Genomic DNA, 19,002 nt, shown 5'->3' with positions numbered 1-19,002 from the left:
GGACCTACAAAAAAGGCTTACCTCTCGGTAAGCCTTTTTCAGTTGGCAGTGCTGATTCAATCCCCCAACGCTACCCCTTCACGCCGAGGATCTGCCCCACCTGCCAGCGTTGTCTTCTCCTGAGCATCCTTGACCCGCACGATGGCCTGGATGCCGCTGGTCATGTCGATTTCGTTGACGGTGTGGCCTTTGTCCTTGAGCGCCTGGATCAGCGTCGGGCTGAACTGGCCCTGTTCCAGTTCCGTCGGGCCGTTGCGGCTGCCGAAGTTGGGCAGGCTGATGGCGCTTTGCGGGTCGAGGTTCCAGTCGAGCAGGCCGACGGTGGTTTTGGCCACGTATTCGATGATCTGCGAGCCGCCGGGAGAACCAACGGTGGCGACGAACTCGCCGCTGTTGCGGTCGAAGATCAGGGTCGGCGCCATCGACGAGCGCGGGCGTTTGCCGGGCTCCACGCGGTTGGCGACTTTCTGTCCGTTTTCTTCGGGGATGAACGAGAAGTCGGTCATCTGGTTGTTGAGCAAGAAGCCCTGAACCATCAGGTGCGAGCCGAACGCTGCTTCGATGGTGGTGGTCATCGACACGGCGCCACCGAAGTCATCGACCGCCACTACTTGTGAGGTGGAAATGCGCAGCGGCGAGCGATCCGGCGCGTAGGCAACCTGCACGCCCGGCGGTGTGCCGGGTTTGGCGGTGCCCATGCTGCGTTCGCCGATCAGGCTGGCGCGGCTGGCCAGGTAACCCGGATCGACCAGGCCCTTGACCGGCACCGGCACGAAGTCGGTATCGGCCACGTATTGTGCGCGGTCGGCGTAGGCCAGGCGCTCGGCTTCGGCGATCAGGTGCACGGCTTGCGGCGCAGGTTCGATGCCGGCGGGTTTATCGGTTTTCACTGGCTTGAGCGGCGTCAGAGCCAGGCGCGGATCGCGGGTTTCCAGCGCCTGCAACGTACCGAGGATTTGCGCCACCGCGATCCCGCCCGATGATGGCGGCGGCATCCCGCAAACCTGCCAGCGTTTGTAGTCGGTGCACAGGGGCGCGCGCTCCTTGGCCTGATAGCGCTGAAGGTCGTTCAGCGACAGGCTGCCGGGGTTGGCGTGGCCCTGAACCTTGGCCACGATTTCTTCGGCGATCGGGCCTTTGTACAGTGCGTCCGCACCTTCGTTGGCGATACGTTTGAGAACGGCGGCCAGCGCCGGGTTCTGCAAGCGAGTGCCGATGGCTTTGACGCTGCCATCGCTGTTCAGAAAATACCTGGCCATGTCCGGCGAACGGCGAATCACCGGGTCGGATTCCAGCAGCGAATGCAGGCGCGGGGAGATCGCAAAACCCTGCTCGGCCAGTTTGATCGCCGGCTCGAACAATGTCGCCCACGGCAAGCGGCCGTGCTTTTTGTGCGCCAGCTCCAATGCACGCATTACCCCCGGGGTGCCGACGGAGCGTCCGCCGATCTGCGCCTGCGGGAACGGCATCGGTTTTCCATCGGCCTGCAGGAACAGCTTCTCGGTCGCGCCGGCCGGTGCGGTTTCGCGGCCGTCGTAGGTGCGCACCTGCTTGCCATCCCACAGCACGATCATCGCGCCACCACCGATCCCGGAGGATTGTGGTTCGACCAGGGTCAACACGGCTTGCATTGCGATGGCGGCATCGATGGCTGAACCACCCTGACGCAACATCTCGCGACCTGCCTCGGCGGCCAGCGGATTGGCAGCGGCGGCCATGTGTTTCTCGGCGTGGCTGGCTTGCAGGCCGGTGCGATAGCCGGAGGCGGCTTCCGGTGCCAGCGGCAGGGTCGAGGAGGGCGGGGCGTTGCAGGCCGTGAGGGCGATGGCGCTGACGATCAGCGTCAGGGCGGGCAGGCGAAAACGGTTCAGGGGCAGGGCTGGAAACACGCGGGGCTCTCCGTCCGTGGGATAAAAGTCTGACGGACTGTATCGACCGACCGTGTACGACGCAAACCGGAGGTATCTTTGTCCTTCATGCCTTGGCGGATTTTCTGTAGGGTCATGGGCAAACGTGAAGCCAGAACAATCAACAAGAGGCCGCCATGCACAACGAGTTTCCGACCCAGCCCAGCTATCGCGAACAGCGCGAGCGCTTTCTTGCCGCCGCGAAGGTGGCGGGTGCAACGCTCTCTTCGTACGCGCATCCGCTCAATGGGCCGTTTGGCGAGTCTTTGAGTACCGATGTCGCGGTGCTGGGAGATCCAGCGGCCAAACGGCGCCTGGTGGCGCTCAGCGGCACCCATGGAGTTGAGGGTTATTACGGCTCGGAGTGTCAGATCGATTGGCTGAAGCATTTCACGCCGGAGTCGCTGCCGAAGGATGTCGCGGTGGTAATGGTTCACCTGATCAACCCGTGGGGCACGGCGTGGCTGCGGCGGGTCAACGAAGACAACATCGACCTCAACCGCAATCACCTGGATTTCAACCGACCGCTTCCGGACAACCGCGCTTACGCGGCGCTCCATGAAATTTACGCCTGCACCGATTTGAATGGCCCCGAGCGACAAAAAGCTGATGCGTTGCTGGATGCGCAAATTGCCGAGCATGGCTGGCCGGCCGTCATGTCGATTGTCGAGGGTGGGCAGCACAGTCATCCCGACGGATTGTTCTTTGGCGGACTCGCGCCGAGCTGGTCGAATCGCACGCTGCATTCCATCATCGAGAATCATCTGGCCGGTGCTGAAACCGTGATGTGTTTCGACCTGCACACCGGCGCCGGCGAGTACGGGCATCCGATGCTGCTGACGATTACCCAGGCGCCGTATCCGGCACTGACCCAGGCGCAGTCGATTTACGGTCCGTGGCTCTACACGCTGCACACCGGCGCCGAAACCTTGAGTGAAACCGGCGTTGCCGCGACCGCCACCGGCTACACCTCGCAGGCACTGCTCAATGCGCTGCCGAATGTGCAACTGATGCCGTTCGTGATCGAGTGCGGCACTTATCCGGGGCCGGACGTGCATCGTTACCTGCGCGACGATCACTGGCTGCATCTGCATGGTGATCCGCTGGGTGCGACCGGGCGCGAGATCAAATTGAATCTGCTGGAGCAGTTCTATCCCGCCGATCCGGACTGGCGGGCGATGGTCGGTTTGCGCACGCGGCAGATCTGGACGAAAGGGCTGTCGGCACTGGCCGGATAAAAGAAAATGCCGGCTGACGATGGCCGGCACTTTTCTCGAGGCATAAAAAAACGGCCTACCTTTCGGTAAGCCGTTTTTAGTACTTGGTGGCTACACAGGGACTTGAACCCCGGACCCCAGCATTATGAATGCTATGCTCTAACCAACTGAGCTATGTAGCCAAGTGGCGCGCATTATTCCCCTGAAATGGAAAAGCGTCAAGCGTAAATTCAAAATATTTCTTCTTATTTTCAACCGCTTATCCTCCCGCGCCGAAAATCGGGGCGGGAGGGGCTTTCAACGCAGCTGAAATCTTCCGGTGTTGGCACTCAAGGCATGGCTGCCCTGGCTCAAGGTGTCCGCCGCGAGGTTCACGGCCCGCGCGCCTTCGAGCAGACGAACCGCCGCTTGATCGACCTGCTGGATATTGCCGCTGACCTCATCGGCGGTGCTCGCCTGTTCTTCTACCGCCGTGGCGATTTGCGCGAGGGTGTCGGTGACACTCTGCACGGCGCTGGCGATTTCCCCCAGGCGTTCGCCAAGTCCCGTGACCGCTTCCGCGTCCGATTGCGCTTGGTCGCAGGCAGCCTCCATCAGGCTCACGGCTTCATTGACCGTATTGCGCAGGCTGTCGACCGTGCCGGCGATCTGCGCCGTGGACGATTGCGTACGTTGCGACAGGCTGCGCACCTCGTCGGCCACCACGGCAAAACCGCGACCTTGCTCCCCGGCCCGCGCGGCTTCGATGGCGGCATTGAGTGCCAGCAGGTTGGTCTGCTCGGCGACGCCACGAATGGTGTCGACCACTAGTTGAATTTGCTGCCCTTGCTCGCTGACCCGACCGAGCGCTGCTGCAGTTTCGTTCAGGCGCTGATTGAGTTGCTGAATGCTCGCCGTGGTCCGTTGACTGTCACGGCTGCTGTCGGCAGCGATGCGCCGGGTGTGCTGGGCGCTGCCGGAAGCCTGTTCACAACTCTGCGCCACGCCTTGAGACGTCGCCGCCAGTTGCGTGGCCGCTGCGGCGATCTGGCTGATCTGCAATTGCTGCGCTTCGACTTCGCTGAGAGCGCCGCTGGAGTGATCGTTGAGGCTGCGCACCGCGTTGCTCAGTTGCGAAGTCTCGTGATCGACACCCAGCAGGCTGGTGCGCAATTGCACCACCGCCACGTTGAGTGCGGTGCTGATCGAAGCCAGTTCATCGCGGCCCACGACCGGCACTTGCAGGCTCAGATTACCGTCGCGCAGAGCCTCGGCCAGTAGCGTGATGCCGCTGGCGCTGCGACGGATCGAGGCTTGCAGGCAAACGAACAGATACAGCGCCGCCAGCAACAGGAAACCGAACACAGCCGCGACAATGATGAACTGACGAATCGCCGATCCGTGGTAGTCATCCAGCCGCTGATCCAGCGACACCAGCGATTGCTGGCGCAGCGTGGCGAGGTTGCCGAGCAGGGCATCGAGAGTGCGCTCGAATTCTTCAGGCTTGAGATTGATGCTGCCGCCGAACACGCCGTCATCCAGCACTTTCAGACCGGCATCCAGCTGCTTGAGGCTATCGTGATATTGCCCGGCCCAGCCTTGCAGGGCCGGCGGCAGACGCGCTTCGAGCAGGCTCGCGGTTTTCACCAACTGCTCACGGGCATCGCCGATGCGGCTGCGCAGGTCACGCAGTTGCAGACGGCTTTGCAGGGTGAACTGGCCGGATACCACCGACGCCTGGCCGACGGCTGCCAGTCGGCCGACACGTTCGATCAGGTCCGGTGCGTGCTGGGTGGAAATCTGCGTCAGCAGATAGGTTTCCAGCCACGGTGCGAGGATCAGGCGATTGTCCATCGCAATTTGTTCGCGCAACGCTTGCAGGGCGCTGAGTGCATTGGTGAAACGGTCGTAACCGTCCGGCCACCAACCGACACCGGAAAGGCTTTTCGAGTCCAGACCATTGAGCGCGGCTTGCAGGGCCTGATAGCGAGTCAGGGTTTCACCTTCCGCGCCTTCGGCTTGCAAGGCATTGCCCAGCTCCAGCGTGGCCTGAACTACGGCAGGTTGCACGCCATCGAAGGCGGCCATGGCGGCGAGGGTCGCTGGCGTCGGTTGACGGTTGGTTTCCGTGGCGCGCCAGCGGGCGGCGCGGTCGCGCTGGGCGGCGAGCAGGTTGTCGAGTGCATCGAGGGCGAGCAACTGCCGCACACCGGCACGTTCACCGGCGATCAGGTTGAGTTTGTCGCGATAGTCCTGGCCGATCATCAACAGGCTGCCGGCCAATGGCAGGATAAACAGCAGAAACAACAACTGGAATTTACGCGCGAAGCCAAACCGCCCCAGCAACCTGATCCCCGGTGATAAAAAAGCCTGCATGCCCCATGACTCCTCTGGACACCACGCACCATCGGCGTGCATCGCGGTCGTTGCGACCGGGATTGGTGCCCTGCTAAAAGGCCTCGAAAGTTCACCCTTGCCCGCTCTGTAGGCCGGCTCTGTAGCGAAACTTCCCATTCTCGATGCCCTTTGTAAGGGCGCCGCGTTCAAGCGGATAAGCAAGGCAAGATTCAGACCATGGCGTTGCGCTATCACTTGTGGCGCGACGACTGAATAGTTCGTTAGCTGGCTAAGGGGATGGCGCTGGCGCACCGAAAAATGGCACATTGACGCACCTGCCCGCGTGCACCCATCTGCAGTCCGGAAACTCCCATGGCTATCAGCAACGTTCAGACCGCCGCTGCCTCGGCGTCCGCTCCTCCACAAAGCAGCCCTTTGGTGATGCGCATCATCGGCGCGGTGGCGCTGGCGCATTTGATCAACGACCTTATCCAGTCAGTGCTGCCGTCGATCTATCCGATGCTCAAGGCCAACTATGGCCTGAGTTTCACCCAGGTCGGCCTGATCACTTTGACGTTTCAACTGACCGCTTCGCTGTTGCAGCCGTGGGTCGGTTATCACACCGATCGGTACCCGAAACCGTGGCTGTTGCCGGCAGGTTCCGTGTGCACGCTGATCGGCATTGTGATGATGTCGATGGTTGGCAGTTTCCCTCTTATCTTGCTGGCGGCGGCGCTGATCGGTATCGGCTCTTCGACCTTCCACCCTGAAGCTTCTCGTATCGCGCGGCTGGCGTCGGGCGGGCGCTTCGGTCTGGCGCAATCGACGTTCCAGGTCGGTGGTAACGCCGGTTCGGCTTTCGGCCCGTTGCTGGCGGCGGCGATCATCATTCCTTTCGGCCAGGGCAACGTGGCCTGGTTCGGGCTGTTCGCGGTGTTTGCGCTGTTCGTGCTCTATCGCATCAGCCGCTGGTACGCCCATCACCTGAACCTGTTCAAGCTCAAGGCCGGCCAGGCCGCCACGCATGGACTGTCGAAGGGCAGGGTGACCAGCGCGCTGGTGGTGCTCGGGTTGCTGGTGTTCTCCAAGTATTTCTACATGGCCAGCCTGACCAGTTACTTCACGTTCTACCTGATCGAGAAGTTCGACCTGTCGGTGGCCAGTTCACAGCTGCATCTGTTCCTGTTCCTCGGCGCGGTGGCGGCGGGCACGTTCTTCGGCGGGCCGATTGGCGACAAGATCGGGCGTAAGGCGGTGATCTGGTTCTCGATCCTTGGCGTGGCTCCGTTCACGCTGCTGATGCCGCATGTCGACCTGTTTTGGACCAGCGTCCTGAGCGTGGTGATCGGTTTCATCCTCGCTTCGGCGTTCTCGGCGATCGTGGTGTACGCGCAGGAACTGGTGCCGGGCAATGTCGGAATGATTGCCGGGGTGTTCTTTGGTCTGATGTTCGGCTTTGGCGGGATTGGTGCGGCGTTGCTCGGGCATCTGGCGGACATTCACGGCATCGAATACGTGTACTTCCTGTGCTCGTTCCTGCCGCTGTTCGGGGTGCTGGCGATCTTCCTGCCGAGAACCAAAAAGGCCTGACGGGCCGAATTTCAGGCACAAAAAAGCCGCGTATCAAACGCGGCTTTTTCATGGGTGCAGCTTTTACACGTTGAAGCGGAAGTGCATCACGTCGCCATCCTTGACGATGTAGTCCTTGCCTTCCAGACGCCATTTACCGGCTTCCTTGGTGCCGGCTTCGCCCTTGTACTGGATGAAGTCGTTGTAGGCGATCACTTCGGCGCGGATGAAGCCTTTTTCGAAGTCGGTGTGGATCACGCCGGCGGCTTGTGGTGCGGTGGCACCGACGCGGACGGTCCAGGCGCGGACTTCTTCGACACCGGCGGTGAAGTAGGTCTGCAGGTGCAGCATTTCGTAGCCGGCGCGGATTACGCGGTTCAGGCCAGGCTCTTCCAGACCCAGGGCCTCGAGGAACATGTCTTTCTCTTCGCCGTCGTCCAGCTCGGCGATTTCCGCTTCGATCTTGTTGCAGACCGGAACAACCATCGCGCCTTCTTCTTCGGCGATGGCCTTGACCACGTCCAGGTGCGGGTTGTTCTCGAAACCGTCTTCAGCGACGTTGGCGATGTACATGACCGGCTTGGTGGTCAGCAGGTGGAAGCCCTTGATGATCGCTTTTTCGTCGGCGCTCATGTTCTTCATCAGGCTGCGCGCAGGCTTGGCTTCGGTGAAGTGAGCGATCAGTTGCTCCAGCAGGGCCTTCTGCGCCACTGCGTCCTTGTCACCACCCTTGGCGTTGCGTGCGACTTTCTGCAGTTGCTTCTCGCAGCTGTCGAGGTCGGCGAAAATCAGTTCCAGGTCGATGATTTCGATGTCGCGCTTCGGGTCGACGCTGTTGGAAACGTGGATCACGTTCTCGTCTTCGAAGCAGCGCACGACGTGAGCGATCGCGTCGGTTTCGCGGATGTTGGCCAGGAACTTGTTGCCCAGGCCTTCACCTTTCGAGGCGCCGGCAACCAGGCCTGCGATGTCGACGAATTCCATGGTGGTCGGCAGGATGCGCTTCGGATTGACGATGGCCGCCAGAGCGTCCAGACGCGGATCCGGCATCGGCACGATGCCGCTGTTCGGCTCGATGGTGCAGAAGGGGAAGTTCTCGGCCGCGATCCCGGATTTGGTCAGGGCGTTGAACAGGGTGGACTTGCCGACGTTAGGCAGGCCGACGATGCCGCAATTGAATCCCATGGTGTTTCCCCTCGGATTAGAGTCAGGCCTTCTGGCTGTGCAGGTTTTTCATCGCGCGGTTCCATTCACCGGCGAGGATATCCGGCAGCACGCCGAGGGCAAAGTCGATGCTGGCATCGAGTTTTTCCTGTTCGGCGCGTGGCGCACGACCCAGGACGAAATTTGAAACCATACTGGCGACGCCCGGGTGGCCGATGCCGAGCCGCAGGCGGTGGAACGTATTCTGATTGCCCAATTGCGCAATGATGTCGCGCAACCCGTTGTGACCGCCATGGCCGCCGCCGACTTTGAGTTTGGCGACGCCCGGAGGCAGATCGAGTTCGTCGTGCGCAACCAGGATTTCTTCAGGCTTGATGCGGAAGAAACCGGCGAGTGCCGCCACGGCCTGGCCGCTGCGGTTCATGTAGGTGGTGGGAATCAGCAGACGAACATCCTGACCCTGATGCGAGAAGCGCCCGGTCAGGCCGAAATACTTGCGATCGGCCACGAGATTCACGTTCTGTGCGTGGGCGATGCGCTCAACAAAAAGGGCCCCTGCGTTATGCCGGGTCTGCTCGTATTCAGCGCCTGGATTTCCCAGGCCAACGATCAGTTTGATGGCAGTCACGATAGGGGCCCTTCCTTTGAGTGGTGGATAACATCGCCGCGATCAGGGAAGGCGGCGAAAGTGGACGAAAAATGCTCATTTACCATGGATGTAAACTCCGCGTTCCCGCCCGCTTTCTCGCTACGTTCCAGTCCGCGATGTTACCTGCTCACTCAGGCATGACAGAGTGAATTACTCTGCTGCGCCTTCTTCGGTAGCTTCTGGAGCAACACGTGGAGCGTGGACGTTGGCAACAGCCTTGTCATCGCCGTGTGCCAGAGCAACGAACTCGACACCTTTAGGAGCTTTGAGGTCCGACAGGTGAACGATGGTGCCGATTTCAGCGTTAGCCAGGTCGACTTCGATGAACTCAGGCAGATCTTTTGGCAGGCAGGAAACTTCGATCTCGGCAACAACGTGCGAGATTTCGCCGCCTTTCTTCACTGGAGCAGCTTCGTTGATGAAGTGCACAGGAACGATAGCGGTCAGTTTCTGGCCAGCTACAACGCGTACGAAGTCAGCGTGCATCACGTGGCCTTTGGCCGGGTGACGTTGCAGAGCCTTGATGATCACGTTTTGCTTGGTGCCACCAACGTTCAGTTCGATAACGTGGCTGTAGGCAGCTTCGTTTTCGAGCAGTTTGGCAACTTCTTTGGCCAGCATGCTGATGGATTCAGGGGCTTTGTCGCCACCGTAAACAACAGCTGGAACCAGGGCGGCGAGACGACGCAGGCGGCGGCTCGCACCTTTCCCCAGGTCGGAACGCGCTTCAGCATTCAGAGTAAAATCGTTCATTTTGTATCTCCAAAATAGCCATGACCGAGTGGCGTTTGCGACCAGCGCCGAACACGGTATGGGCAAAAAAGCCCCGCCCCGGCAGGAATGCCGGGGCGGGGCGCTTTTCGTCAACGAGACATTTCGAGAAGGGCAGGGCCCTTAACGGAACATCGCGCTGATCGATTCTTCGTTGCTGATGCGGCGAACCGCTTCGGCAACAACCGGTGCGATATCCAGTTGACGGATACGTGCACAGGCTTGTGCTGCAGCGGACAGCGGGATGGTGTTAGTGACCACCAACTCGTCCAGCACGGAATTTTCGATATTCTCGATGGCCCGACCCGACAGCACAGGGTGTGTGCAGTAGGCAAAGACCTTGGCTGCGCCATGCTCTTTCAGGGCCTTGGCCGCGTGGCACAGAGTGCCGGCGGTATCGACCATGTCATCGACCAGAATGCAGGTACGCCCTTCGACATCACCGATGATATGCATCACTTCAGAGTGATTGGCTTTCTCACGGCGTTTGTCGATGATCCCGAGATCCACGCCCAGGGATTTGGCAACGGCACGTGCACGCACGACGCCACCAATGTCCGGGGACACGATCATCAGGTTCTCGAAGCGCTGATCTTCGATGTCATCCACCAGAACCGGGGAGCCGTAGATGTTATCTACCGGAATATCGAAGAAACCCTGAATCTGGTCAGCATGCAGATCAACCGTGAGAACACGGTCGATGCCGACTACAGTGAGCATGTCAGCAACGACTTTCGCGCTGATAGCCACACGTGCGGAACGCGGACGGCGATCCTGACGGGCATAACCAAAATAAGGAATAACAGCAGTGATACGAGTAGCCGAGGAGCGGCGGAAGGCATCAGCCATCACTACCAGTTCCATCAGGTTATCGTTGGTCGGAGCGCAAGTCGGCTGAATAATGAAGACGTCTTTACCGCGAACGTTTTCATTGATCTCGGCTGTAATTTCGCCGTCGGAGAATTTACCGACAGAGATGTCACCGAGAGGGATATGCAGCTGACGTACGACACGCCGAGCCAGATCGGGGTTAGCGTTCCCCGTAAAGACCATCATCTTGGACACGCGCAGTACCTGAAGGCTGAGGGTATACCTGGATGAGTATAGGAAAATGGCAGGGGCGGCTGGATTCGAACCAACGCATGGCAGGATCAAAACCTGCTGCCTTACCGCTTGGCGACGCCCCTGTATCTGTTGCTTGCAAGTGCCGGGCACTTGGTTCCTTTAGAGCAGACTTTGCAGCTTGCGATGCAACATCGAAACGTTGCTTCCTTTCGCTACAAACCCTGTAAGGGTCTCTGTCAGAAGGGCCGAGACTTTATCAGCTTCAGCTTTGCTTGGGAAGCCCCCAAACACACAACTTCCAGTTCCGGTGAGTTTTGCTTCGGTAAAATTACCTAACAAATTCAATGCGTTACGTACTTCTGGATAACGCCTCGATACCACCGGTAAGCAGTCATTTCGACTGTTTCCCTCGGGAACGGGGCGCACTTTAATGGGCGGCGTGTTACGTGTCAACAATGGATCTGAAAAAATTTCTGCCGTACTAACAGAGACTTGCGGAACGAGCACGACATACCACGGTTCGGCGGGCTCGACCGGGGTCAGTTTCTCGCCGACACCTTCGGCGAAAGCCGCATGGCCCCGCACGAACACCGGCACGTCGGCGCCCAGTGTCAGGCCCAGTGCAGCCAGGCGATCTTCATCCCAACCCAGTTGCCACAAATGATTGAGGCCGAGCAGGGTGGTGGCCGCGTTCGAACTGCCGCCACCGATGCCGCCGCCCATCGGCAGGATCTTGTCGATCCAGATGTCGATGCCGAGCGAGCAGCCGGATTGTTCCTGCAGTTTCTTCGCCGCGCGCACGATCAGGTTGCTGTCGTGGGGCACTCCGTCGAATTCGGTGTGCAGGCGGATCACGCCATCGTCACGCACGGCGAAAGTGATTTCGTCGCCGTAGTCGAGGAACTGAAAAAGCGTTTGCAACTCGTGATAACCGTCTTCACGACGACCGAGAATGTGCAGCATCAGATTGAGTTTGGCCGGCGATGGCAGCGTCAGGCGTGGAGCGGTCATGCGTTATTGCCCCAATTTGCGCGGTTGCCAGGTCTTGATGACCAGCGTCACGTCCAGATCGGTGCCGTGCAGTTTGATTCGCTCGGGCAGCCAGTAACCGTTCTGTTCGGCATAGCTGAGGTATTCGACCTGCCAGCCATCCTGATCCAGATTGGCCAAACGGCTGTTGCCGTCCAGGGTCAGACGGCTTTTGCTGTCAGGTGCCGGGAGGCCGCGAACCCACCAGGCCAGATGCGAGACCGGCAATTTCCAGCCCAGTTGCTCTTCGACCAGTGCTTCCGGAGTCGGCGCTTCATAGCGGCCCTGATTCGCCACTTCCAGCGACACCGCACCCGGACGACCGGTCAGCCGCGCCGCGCCACGACCCAGCGGGCCGGACAGACGGATGTCGTAGTAATCCTGACGTTGCAGCCAGAACAGCGTGCCGCTGCCCGAATCTTTCGGGGCGCGAATGCCGATCTTGCCGTCGATCTGCCAGCCGTCGAGGCCGGTCAGGTGTTGTTTGTTCGCGGCCCACTCTGCCGGATTGCCGTGGCCCTCGACCGATTCGCGGGCGCCGAAGCCCGCGCAACCGGCGAGCAGGGCGATGAAACTGAAAACTATGACGTGGCGCAAAAACATGAGTTAAAGAGTCTCGGATCCGGTCAGGCGCTTGATGGTGCTGCGCAGGATGGTGCTGTCAGGCTGGTCCTTGAGGAACTTGCCCCAGATTTGTTTCGCTTCGCGCTGCTTGCCCTTGGCCCACAGCACTTCGCCCAGGTGCGCCGCGACTTCGTGATCGGGGAAGCGCTCGAGGGCCTGACGCAGGTATTTCTCGGCGTCTTCCAGATTGCCCATGCGGAAATTCACCCAGCCGAGGCTGTCGAGAACCGCCGGGTCTTCCGGGTTGATCTGGTGCGCCTGCTCGATCAGCGCCTTGGCTTCGGCGTAGCGGGTGGTGCGGTCGGACAGGGTGTAGCCGAGGGCGTTGAGGGCCATGGCGTTGTCCGGATCGCGCTTGATGATCAGGCGCAGGTCTTTCTCCATCTGCGCCAGGTCATTGCGTTTTTCCGCCTGCATCGCGCGGGTATAAAGCAGGTTCAGATCGTCCGGGTACTGCTGCAACGCTTGTTGCAGGACTTTCCAGGCCTTGTCGCCCTGATTGTTGGCGGACAGGGTTTCGGCTTCGATCAGGTACAACTGGATCGCGTAATCCGGCTGCTCGTCACGCTCGGCGGCCAGTTTGCTCTGGGCTTCGGCGGTCTTGCCGTTGTTCATCAGAATATCGGCCTGACGCAGTTGCGCCGGCAGATAATCGTTGCCCGGGCCGACCTGGGCGTACTCGATGAGCGCGCCTTGCGGGTCGTTGCGTTCTTCGGCAATGCGCCCCAGGTTCAGGTGTGCCGAGTCGATATGGCTTTCCCGGGCGATCAGGTCTTCCAGATAACCCTTGGCCTCGTCCCAGGCCTTGGCTTCCAGGCAGACCAGCGCCAGCGAGTAACGCAGTTCGTCGTCTTCCGGGTATTGCTGAACCAGGGTGGAGAACTCGACCTTGGCGTCATCCATCCGGTCCTGTTCCACCAGCATCCGCGCGTAGGTCAGGCGCAGGCGCTTGTCGTCTGGGTATTTCTTGATGCTTTTCTGCAGCAATGGCAGTGCTTCGTCGCCACGGTTCAGACCTTGCAGAAGACGTGCGCGCAGCAGAATCGGCGCGATCTCGCCGTCTTCCGGCGGGTTGTCTTCGAGCAGGGCAAGCGCACCTTTGGTGTCGCCATCCTGCTGCATCAGCAGGGCCTTGCCGAAAATCAGCTGATTGTTGTTCGGGTGACGCTGCAACAGGCGGTCAAAACTTTTCATCAGGCCGTTGCGGGTTTCCTGATCGGTGTCGGCGGCCGACAGCGCGAGGAAGTCGAAATGGGTGTCGCCCTTGCCCTGCAGGACTTTCTCCATGTAAACCATCGAGTCGTCATAACGCCCGGCACGAGCCAGTTGCACGGCGGCGGCGCGTTGCGCTTCGAGGTCGTCCGGGGCGTTTTTCGCCCAGATCAGCGCGGTATCGAGGGCCGGCTGGTCGGCGCCCAGGTACTCGGCGATGCGGAAGGCGCGCTCGGAAACGCCCGGATCCTGGGTGTTGATGGCCTGGGTCACGTAGTTGTCCAGGGCAATGTCGAAACGATTGCGCTGGCCAGCGAGTTCGGCGCTCAGCAGGCTGAACACCGTTTCCTGGCTGAACGAGCTGTAAACCTTGGGCTTTTCAGGGGCCGGCGTGGTGTCTTCGACCGGTGAGGCACCGTCCTGCGAAACGGGGGCCAAGGCCTGGCAGCCGCTGAGGAAGACAAAAGCGAGGAGCAACGCGGAAGATCTATTCATATAGGAAGAGGACGACTAACCTGCGGTCGGATCATCATGACACAAGCCTTCGGCCAAACATAACCGAGTCTCGATTGTGGCCATTATAGGGGCCGGCAATTGGGACAATAGTCAGCGGTAGTTGTTCTGAATCTGACGAAGTAGGACAATTGCCGGCTTCACGTCACCATCAGCGACCTTGAATGGCCTTCCTTGCACTCGGTATCAACCACAAGACTGCTTCAGTAGACGTCCGCGAGCGCGTGGCCTTTACCCCTGAGCAGCTGGTGGAGGCCTTGCAGCAGCTCTGCCGACTCACCGACAGCCGCGAAGCTGCGATCCTCTCCACCTGCAATCGCAGTGAGCTGTATATAGAACAGGATCAGCTTTCGGCCGATATCGTGCTGCGCTGGCTGGCCGACTATCACCATTTAAGCCTCGATGAGCTGCGCGCGAGTGCTTATGTGCATGAAGATGATGCGGCAGTTCGTCACATGATGCGCGTCGCCTCCGGGCTCGACTCGCTGGTGCTGGGCGAACCGCAGATTCTCGGCCAGATGAAATCGGCCTACGCCGTGGCCCGCGAGGCCGGCACCATCGGGCCGCTGCTCGGGCGACTGTTCCAGGCGACCTTCAATGCCGCCAAGCAAGTGCGTACCGACACAGCCATCGGCGAAAACCCGGTGTCCGTGGCGTTTGCCGCCGTCAGCCTGGCCAAACAGATTTTCAGTGACTTGCAACGCAGCCAGGCGCTGTTGATCGGCGCCGGCGAGACCATCACTCTGGTCGCCCGTCATTTGCATGAACTCGGGGTCAAGCGCATCGTGGTCGCCAACCGGACGCTGGAGCGCGCCAGCCTGCTGGCCGAGCAGTTCGGTGCCCACGCGGTGTTGCTCTCGGATATTCCGGCCGAACTGGTACGCAGCGACATCGTCATCAGTTCTACCGCCAGTCAGTTGCCGATCCTCGGTAAAGGCGCGGTGGAAAGCGCGCTGAAGCTGCGCAAGCACAAGCCGATCTTCATGGTCGACATCGCCGTTCCCCGTGACATCGAGCCAGAAGTCGGCGAACTCGACGACGTTTACCTCTATAGCGTCGACGATCTGCACGAAGTGGTCGCCGAAAACCTCAAGAGCCGTCAGGGTGCAGCGCAGGCGGCCGAAGAGATGGTCTCGGTCGGCGCCGACGATTTCATGGTGCGCCTGCGCGAGCTGGCGGCGGTCGATGTGCTCAAGGCCTATCGTCAACAGAGCGAACGCCTGCGCGACGAAGAACTGCAAAAGGCCTTGCGCCTGCTGGCCAATGGCGGCAACGCCGAAGACGTGCTCGGGCAACTGGCCCGCGGCCTGACCAACAAACTCCTGCACGCCCCGAGCGTGCAGTTGAAAAAGCTTTCTGCCGAAGGCCGCCTCGATGCGCTGGCCATGGCTCAGGAACTCTTTGCCCTCGAGGGCTCACCGGATAGCTTTTCGGATAAAAAACCGCAATGAAAGCGTCACTGCTCAATAAGCTGGACATTCTCCAGGACCGTTTCGAGGAACTGACCGCGCTGCTCGGCGACGGCGAAGTCATTTCCGACCAGACCAAATTCCGCGCCTATTCCAAGGAATACGCCGAACTTGAGCCGGTGGTACAAGGCTATAAAAAGCTGCTCGGCGTACAAAGTGATCTTGAAGGCGCGCAGGCGCTGCTCAAGGACAGCGACCCGGACATGCGTGAAATGGCCGTGGAAGAAGTCCGCGAAGCCAAGGAGTTGCTGATCACGCTGGAATCCGACCTGCAACGCATGTTGCTGCCCAAGGATCCCAACGACGGGCGCAACGTGTTTCTCGAAATCCGCGCCGGCACCGGTGGCGACGAGGCGGCGATCTTCTCCGGCGACCTGTTCCGCATGTACTCGCGTTACGCCGAACGCCGTGGCTGGCGCGTGGAAATCCTCTCGGAAAACGAAGGCGAACACGGCGGCTATAAAGAAGTCATCGCCCGCATCGAAGGCGACAACGTTTACGGCAAGCTGAAATTCGAATCCGGCGCGCACCGCGTTCAGCGTGTACCCGCCACCGAATCCCAGGGCCGTATCCACACCTCGGCCTGCACCGTGGCGGTATTGCCCGAGCCGGACGAGCGTGAAGCCATCGAGATCAACCCGGCGGATTTGCGCGTCGACACTTACCGTTCCTCCGGGGCCGGTGGTCAGCACGTCAACACCACCGACTCGGCGATCCGTATCACCCACATCCCGACCGGCACCGTTGTCGAGTGCCAGGAAGAACGTTCCCAGCACAAGAACCGTGCCCGGGCGATGGCCTGGTTGGCGGCCAAGCTCAACGACCAGCAGACGGCTGCAGCGGCCAACGCCATCGCCAGCGAACGTAAATTGCTGGTGGGTTCCGGTGACCGCTCCGAGCGTATCCGTACCTACAACTTTGCCCAGGGCCGGGTCACCGACCATCGCGTCAACCTGACTCTGTATTCCCTCGACGAAATTCTCGCCGGTGGCGTCGAAGCGGTGATCGAGCCGTTGCTGGCCGAATACCAGGCCGACCAGCTCGCAGCGATAGGTGAGTAAATGACCATCATCGCCAGCCTGTTGCGTGCCGCCGAATTGCCGGATTCGCCCACCGCGCGTCTGGATGCCGAATTGCTTCTGGCCGCCGCGCTGGGCAAGTCGCGCAGTTTTCTCCACACCTGGCCCGAGCGCATCGTGCCCAGCGAAGCCGCACTGGTCTTCGCCGAGTACCTGCAACGTCGTCGTAGCGGCGAGCCGGTCGCGTACATTCTGGGTCAGCAGGGTTTCTGGAAGCTGGATCTGGAAGTCGCGCCGCACACGCTGATCCCGCGTCCGGACACCGAACTGCTGGTGGAGGCCGCACTGGAATTGCTGCCGGCGACCCCGGCCAAAGTTCTCGATCTGGGCACCGGCAGCGGGGCGATTGCCCTGGCTCTGGCCAGCGAACGCCCGGCGTGGAAAGTCACCGCCGTGGATCGCGTGCTGGAAGCCGTGGCCCTGGCCGAGCGCAATCGCCAGCGCCTGCACTTGAACAACGCGACGGTGCTGAGCAGTCACTGGTTCAGCGCCCTCGAAGGCAAGCGTTTCGAGTTGATCATCAGTAACCCGCCGTACATTCGCGCCGCCGATCCGCATCTGGTGGAAGGCGATGTGCGTTTCGAGCCGGAAAGCGCCTTGGTGGCCGGCATCGACGGGCTCGACGATCTGCGTCTGATCATCGCCCAGGCGCCGGCTCATCTGGAGGCCGGAGGCTGGCTGATGCTCGAACACGGCTATGATCAAGCCGAAGCCGTGCGCGATCTGCTGCTGACGCAAGGTTTCGAAGAAGTCCACAGCCGCACCGATCTGGGCGGCCATCAACGGATCAGCCTGGGGCGCCTGCCGTGCTGAATGATCAGGAATTGTTGCGCTACAGTCGGCAGATCCTGCTGCAACACATCGACATCGATGGCCAGTTGAAGCTCAAGGACAGCCGGGTATTGATCGTCGGCCTCGGTGGTCTCGGTGCGCCGGTGGCGTTGTACCTGGCGGCGGCGGGTGTCGGTGAATTGCACCTGGCGGATTTCGACACGGTCGATTTGACCAACCTGCAACGCCAGATCATCCACGACACCGACAGCGTCGGCATGACCAAGGTCGACTCGGCGCTCAAGCGCCTGAGCGCGATCAATCCTGAAATCAAGCTGGTGCCCCATCGTCAGGCACTGGACGAGGATTCTCTCGCCGCAGCCGTGGCGGCGGTGGATCTGGTGCTCGACTGCTCGGACAATTTCTCCACCCGCGAAGCGGTCAACGCCGCGTGCGTGGCGGCGCGCAAGCCCTTGGTCAGCGGCGCCGCGATCCGCCTCGAAGGACAGCTTTCGGTGTTCGACCCGCGTCGTGCCGAGAGCCCGTGTTACCACTGCCTGTACGGTCACGGCAGCGAAGCCGAACTGACTTGCAGTGAAGCCGGCGTGGTCGGGCCGCTGGTCGGTCTGGTCGGCAGCCTGCAAGCGCTGGAAGCCCTGAAGTTGCTGGCGGGTTTTGGCGAGCCACTGGTGGGTCGTCTGCTGTTGATCGATGCGCTGGGCTCGCGATTCCGTGAGCTGCGGGTCAAGCGCGACCCGGGTTGCAGCGTCTGTGGTTCGCAGCATGCGTGAAGCGCCGATTGCCGTCTTCGATTCCGGCGTCGGCGGTCTGTCGGTGCTGGCGGAAATCCAGCAACTGCTACCGAATGAATCGCTGCTGTACCTCGGCGATTGCGGCCACATTCCTTATGGCGAGAAAACCCCGGAATTCATCCGCCAGCGTTGCAGCGTGATGGCCGGTTTTTTCCGCGAGCAGGGTGCCAAGGCGCTGGTGATCGCGTGCAACACCGCGACCGTGGCCGGCGTCGCCGATCTGCGCCGGGACTTTCCCGAGTGGCCGATTGTCGGCATGGAGCCGGCGGTCAAACCGGCCGCCGCCGCCACCCGCAGCGGCGTGGTGGGGGTACTCGCCACCACCGGCACTTTGCAGAGTGCGAAATTTGCGGCGCTGCTCGATCGTTTTGCCACCGATGTGCGGGTCATCACGCAGCCGTGCCCCGGACTGGTCGAGCGGATTGAAAGCGGCGATCTTCACAGCCCCGAGTTGCGTGCATTGCTCAAGCACTACGTCGATCCGCTACTGGCCAACGGTTGCGACACGATCATTCTGGGCTGCACTCACTATCCGTTTCTCAAGCCGATGCTCAAGTCGATGATCCCCGAGAGCATCAGCCTGATCGACACCGGCGCGGCAGTAGCCCGACAATTGCAGCGGCTGCTGGCCGAGCGGGATCAGCTCGCCGAAGGGCCGAACCGGCCGGTCAGATTCTGGACCAGCGCCGATCCCGCGTCTTTGCGCAAGACCCTCGCCCTGCTGGGTCAAGTCGATGGCGACGTCGAAAAATTCACCTTGTAAAAAAAATGTGAAATATCTAAAAAGTCAGCTGAACTTCTGACCAAGCGCAGATTTCTATAGCGCAGAGTGACC

The 19,002-nt window shown here is 60.8% G+C and carries 16 protein-coding genes and 2 tRNA genes; 7 read left to right on the top strand and 11 right to left on the bottom strand.

Going from position 1 to position 19,002, the window contains the following annotated elements; genetic code table 11:
• Positions 1-56: 56 nt before the first annotated feature.
• A complete protein-coding gene (ggt, locus tag AC0R79_RS25725) occupies positions 57-1,889 on the bottom strand; it encodes a gamma-glutamyltransferase (RefSeq protein WP_474732195.1) in 1,833 nt (610 codons plus the stop codon).
• Positions 1,890-2,044: 155 nt separating this feature from the next.
• Here ggt and AC0R79_RS25720 point away from each other — a divergent pair, with 155 nt between their 5' ends.
• Complete coding sequence (locus tag AC0R79_RS25720; RefSeq protein ID WP_474732193.1) at positions 2,045-3,145, top strand: M14 family metallopeptidase; 1,101 nt, start codon at positions 2,045-2,047, stop codon at positions 3,143-3,145.
• A gap of 84 nt (positions 3,146-3,229) precedes the next feature.
• On the opposite strand, the gene AC0R79_RS25715 is transcribed toward AC0R79_RS25720, so the two are convergent.
• Positions 3,230-3,306: transfer RNA gene (locus AC0R79_RS25715), tRNA-Met, on the bottom strand.
• 115 nt (positions 3,307-3,421) lie between these two features.
• A complete protein-coding gene (locus AC0R79_RS25710; RefSeq protein ID WP_474732191.1) occupies positions 3,422-5,479 on the bottom strand; it encodes a methyl-accepting chemotaxis protein in 2,058 nt (685 codons plus the stop codon).
• Positions 5,480-5,812: 333 nt separating this feature from the next.
• Between AC0R79_RS25710 and AC0R79_RS25705 the strand changes: the two genes are divergently transcribed.
• Positions 5,813-7,030 carry an MFS transporter gene (locus AC0R79_RS25705; protein WP_474732189.1) on the top strand — a complete coding sequence of 406 codons (1,218 nt, stop codon included), beginning with the start codon at positions 5,813-5,815 and terminating at the stop codon, positions 7,028-7,030.
• A gap of 63 nt (positions 7,031-7,093) precedes the next feature.
• On the opposite strand, the gene ychF is transcribed toward AC0R79_RS25705, so the two are convergent.
• The 8 genes from ychF to AC0R79_RS25665 form a co-directional block, all read right to left on the bottom strand.
• Entirely contained in the window at positions 7,094-8,194 is a 1,101-nt protein-coding gene (ychF, locus tag AC0R79_RS25700; RefSeq protein WP_127799901.1) for a redox-regulated ATPase YchF, read from the bottom strand.
• A gap of 22 nt (positions 8,195-8,216) precedes the next feature.
• Positions 8,217-8,801, bottom strand: coding sequence for an aminoacyl-tRNA hydrolase (gene pth, locus AC0R79_RS25695; protein WP_007951726.1), 585 nt, complete (start codon positions 8,799-8,801; stop codon positions 8,217-8,219).
• Between the two features lie 171 nt (positions 8,802-8,972).
• Positions 8,973-9,575 (bottom strand): 50S ribosomal protein L25/general stress protein Ctc, encoded by a 603-nt coding sequence (locus AC0R79_RS25690; RefSeq protein WP_007951725.1) that lies wholly within the window; start codon positions 9,573-9,575, stop codon positions 8,973-8,975.
• 141 nt (positions 9,576-9,716) lie between these two features.
• Complete coding sequence (locus tag AC0R79_RS25685; RefSeq protein ID WP_003171603.1) at positions 9,717-10,658, bottom strand: ribose-phosphate pyrophosphokinase; 942 nt, start codon at positions 10,656-10,658, stop codon at positions 9,717-9,719.
• A gap of 47 nt (positions 10,659-10,705) precedes the next feature.
• Positions 10,706-10,780 (bottom strand) — tRNA-Gln (locus AC0R79_RS25680).
• A 37-nt stretch (positions 10,781-10,817) separates the two neighbouring features.
• On the bottom strand, positions 10,818-11,669 hold the full coding sequence (gene ispE, locus AC0R79_RS25675) for a 4-(cytidine 5'-diphospho)-2-C-methyl-D-erythritol kinase (protein ID WP_007951723.1): 852 nt from the start codon (positions 11,667-11,669) through the stop codon (positions 10,818-10,820).
• A gap of 3 nt (positions 11,670-11,672) precedes the next feature.
• A complete protein-coding gene (lolB, locus tag AC0R79_RS25670; protein WP_115079197.1) occupies positions 11,673-12,290 on the bottom strand; it encodes a lipoprotein insertase outer membrane protein LolB in 618 nt (205 codons plus the stop codon).
• Between the two features lie 3 nt (positions 12,291-12,293).
• Positions 12,294-14,018: a tetratricopeptide repeat protein gene (locus AC0R79_RS25665; RefSeq protein WP_474732182.1), complete on the bottom strand. Its 1,725-nt coding sequence runs from the start codon at positions 14,016-14,018 to the stop codon at positions 12,294-12,296.
• A 182-nt stretch (positions 14,019-14,200) separates the two neighbouring features.
• On the opposite strand from AC0R79_RS25665, the gene hemA reads away from it, so the two are divergent.
• Genes hemA through murI form a run of 5 tightly spaced genes read left to right on the top strand, consistent with a single transcriptional unit; the run spans position 14,201 to position 18,930 of the window.
• Positions 14,201-15,487 (top strand): glutamyl-tRNA reductase, encoded by a 1,287-nt coding sequence (gene hemA, locus AC0R79_RS25660; protein WP_007951716.1) that lies wholly within the window; start codon positions 14,201-14,203, stop codon positions 15,485-15,487.
• The gene (prfA, locus tag AC0R79_RS25655; protein WP_007951714.1) at positions 15,484-16,566 is read left to right on the top strand and encodes a peptide chain release factor 1; all 1,083 of its coding nucleotides are present in this window, start codon (positions 15,484-15,486) and stop codon (positions 16,564-16,566) included. Before hemA ends, prfA begins: the two co-directional genes overlap by 4 nt.
• Entirely contained in the window at positions 16,567-17,397 is an 831-nt protein-coding gene (gene prmC / locus AC0R79_RS25650) for a peptide chain release factor N(5)-glutamine methyltransferase (RefSeq protein ID WP_007951712.1), read from the top strand.
• Entirely contained in the window at positions 17,391-18,146 is a 756-nt protein-coding gene (locus AC0R79_RS25645) for a molybdopterin-synthase adenylyltransferase MoeB (RefSeq protein ID WP_007951711.1), read from the top strand. Before prmC ends, AC0R79_RS25645 begins: the two co-directional genes overlap by 7 nt.
• A complete protein-coding gene (gene murI / locus AC0R79_RS25640; protein ID WP_474732178.1) occupies positions 18,139-18,930 on the top strand; it encodes a glutamate racemase in 792 nt (263 codons plus the stop codon). Before AC0R79_RS25645 ends, murI begins: the two co-directional genes overlap by 8 nt.
• Positions 18,931-19,002 lie beyond the last annotated feature (72 nt).

Source organism: Pseudomonas sp. HD57-3 (assembly GCF_056113135.1).
The sequence above is the reverse complement of the archived record's forward strand: the minus strand, read 5'-3'. Positions and strand labels throughout refer to the sequence as shown.

Coding starts and splice junctions, on each gene's coding strand:
- AC0R79_RS25665 (WP_474732182.1), bottom strand. CDS start 14,018: ATGAATAGATCTTCCGCGTTGCTCCTCGCTTTTGTCTTCCTCAGCGGC.
- AC0R79_RS25705 (WP_474732189.1), top strand. CDS start 5,813: ATGGCTATCAGCAACGTTCAGACCGCCGCTGCCTCGGCGTCCGCTCCT.
- murI (WP_474732178.1), top strand. CDS start 18,139: ATGCGTGAAGCGCCGATTGCCGTCTTCGATTCCGGCGTCGGCGGTCTG.
- prfA (WP_007951714.1), top strand. CDS start 15,484: ATGAAAGCGTCACTGCTCAATAAGCTGGACATTCTCCAGGACCGTTTC.
- prmC (WP_007951712.1), top strand. CDS start 16,567: ATGACCATCATCGCCAGCCTGTTGCGTGCCGCCGAATTGCCGGATTCG.
- ychF (WP_127799901.1), bottom strand. CDS start 8,194: ATGGGATTCAATTGCGGCATCGTCGGCCTGCCTAACGTCGGCAAGTCC.
- AC0R79_RS25690 (WP_007951725.1), bottom strand. CDS start 9,575: ATGAACGATTTTACTCTGAATGCTGAAGCGCGTTCCGACCTGGGGAAA.
- lolB (WP_115079197.1), bottom strand. CDS start 12,290: ATGTTTTTGCGCCACGTCATAGTTTTCAGTTTCATCGCCCTGCTCGCC.
- AC0R79_RS25720 (WP_474732193.1), top strand. CDS start 2,045: ATGCACAACGAGTTTCCGACCCAGCCCAGCTATCGCGAACAGCGCGAG.
- hemA (WP_007951716.1), top strand. CDS start 14,201: ATGGCCTTCCTTGCACTCGGTATCAACCACAAGACTGCTTCAGTAGAC.
- AC0R79_RS25710 (WP_474732191.1), bottom strand. CDS start 5,479: ATGCAGGCTTTTTTATCACCGGGGATCAGGTTGCTGGGGCGGTTTGGC.
- ispE (WP_007951723.1), bottom strand. CDS start 11,669: ATGACCGCTCCACGCCTGACGCTGCCATCGCCGGCCAAACTCAATCTG.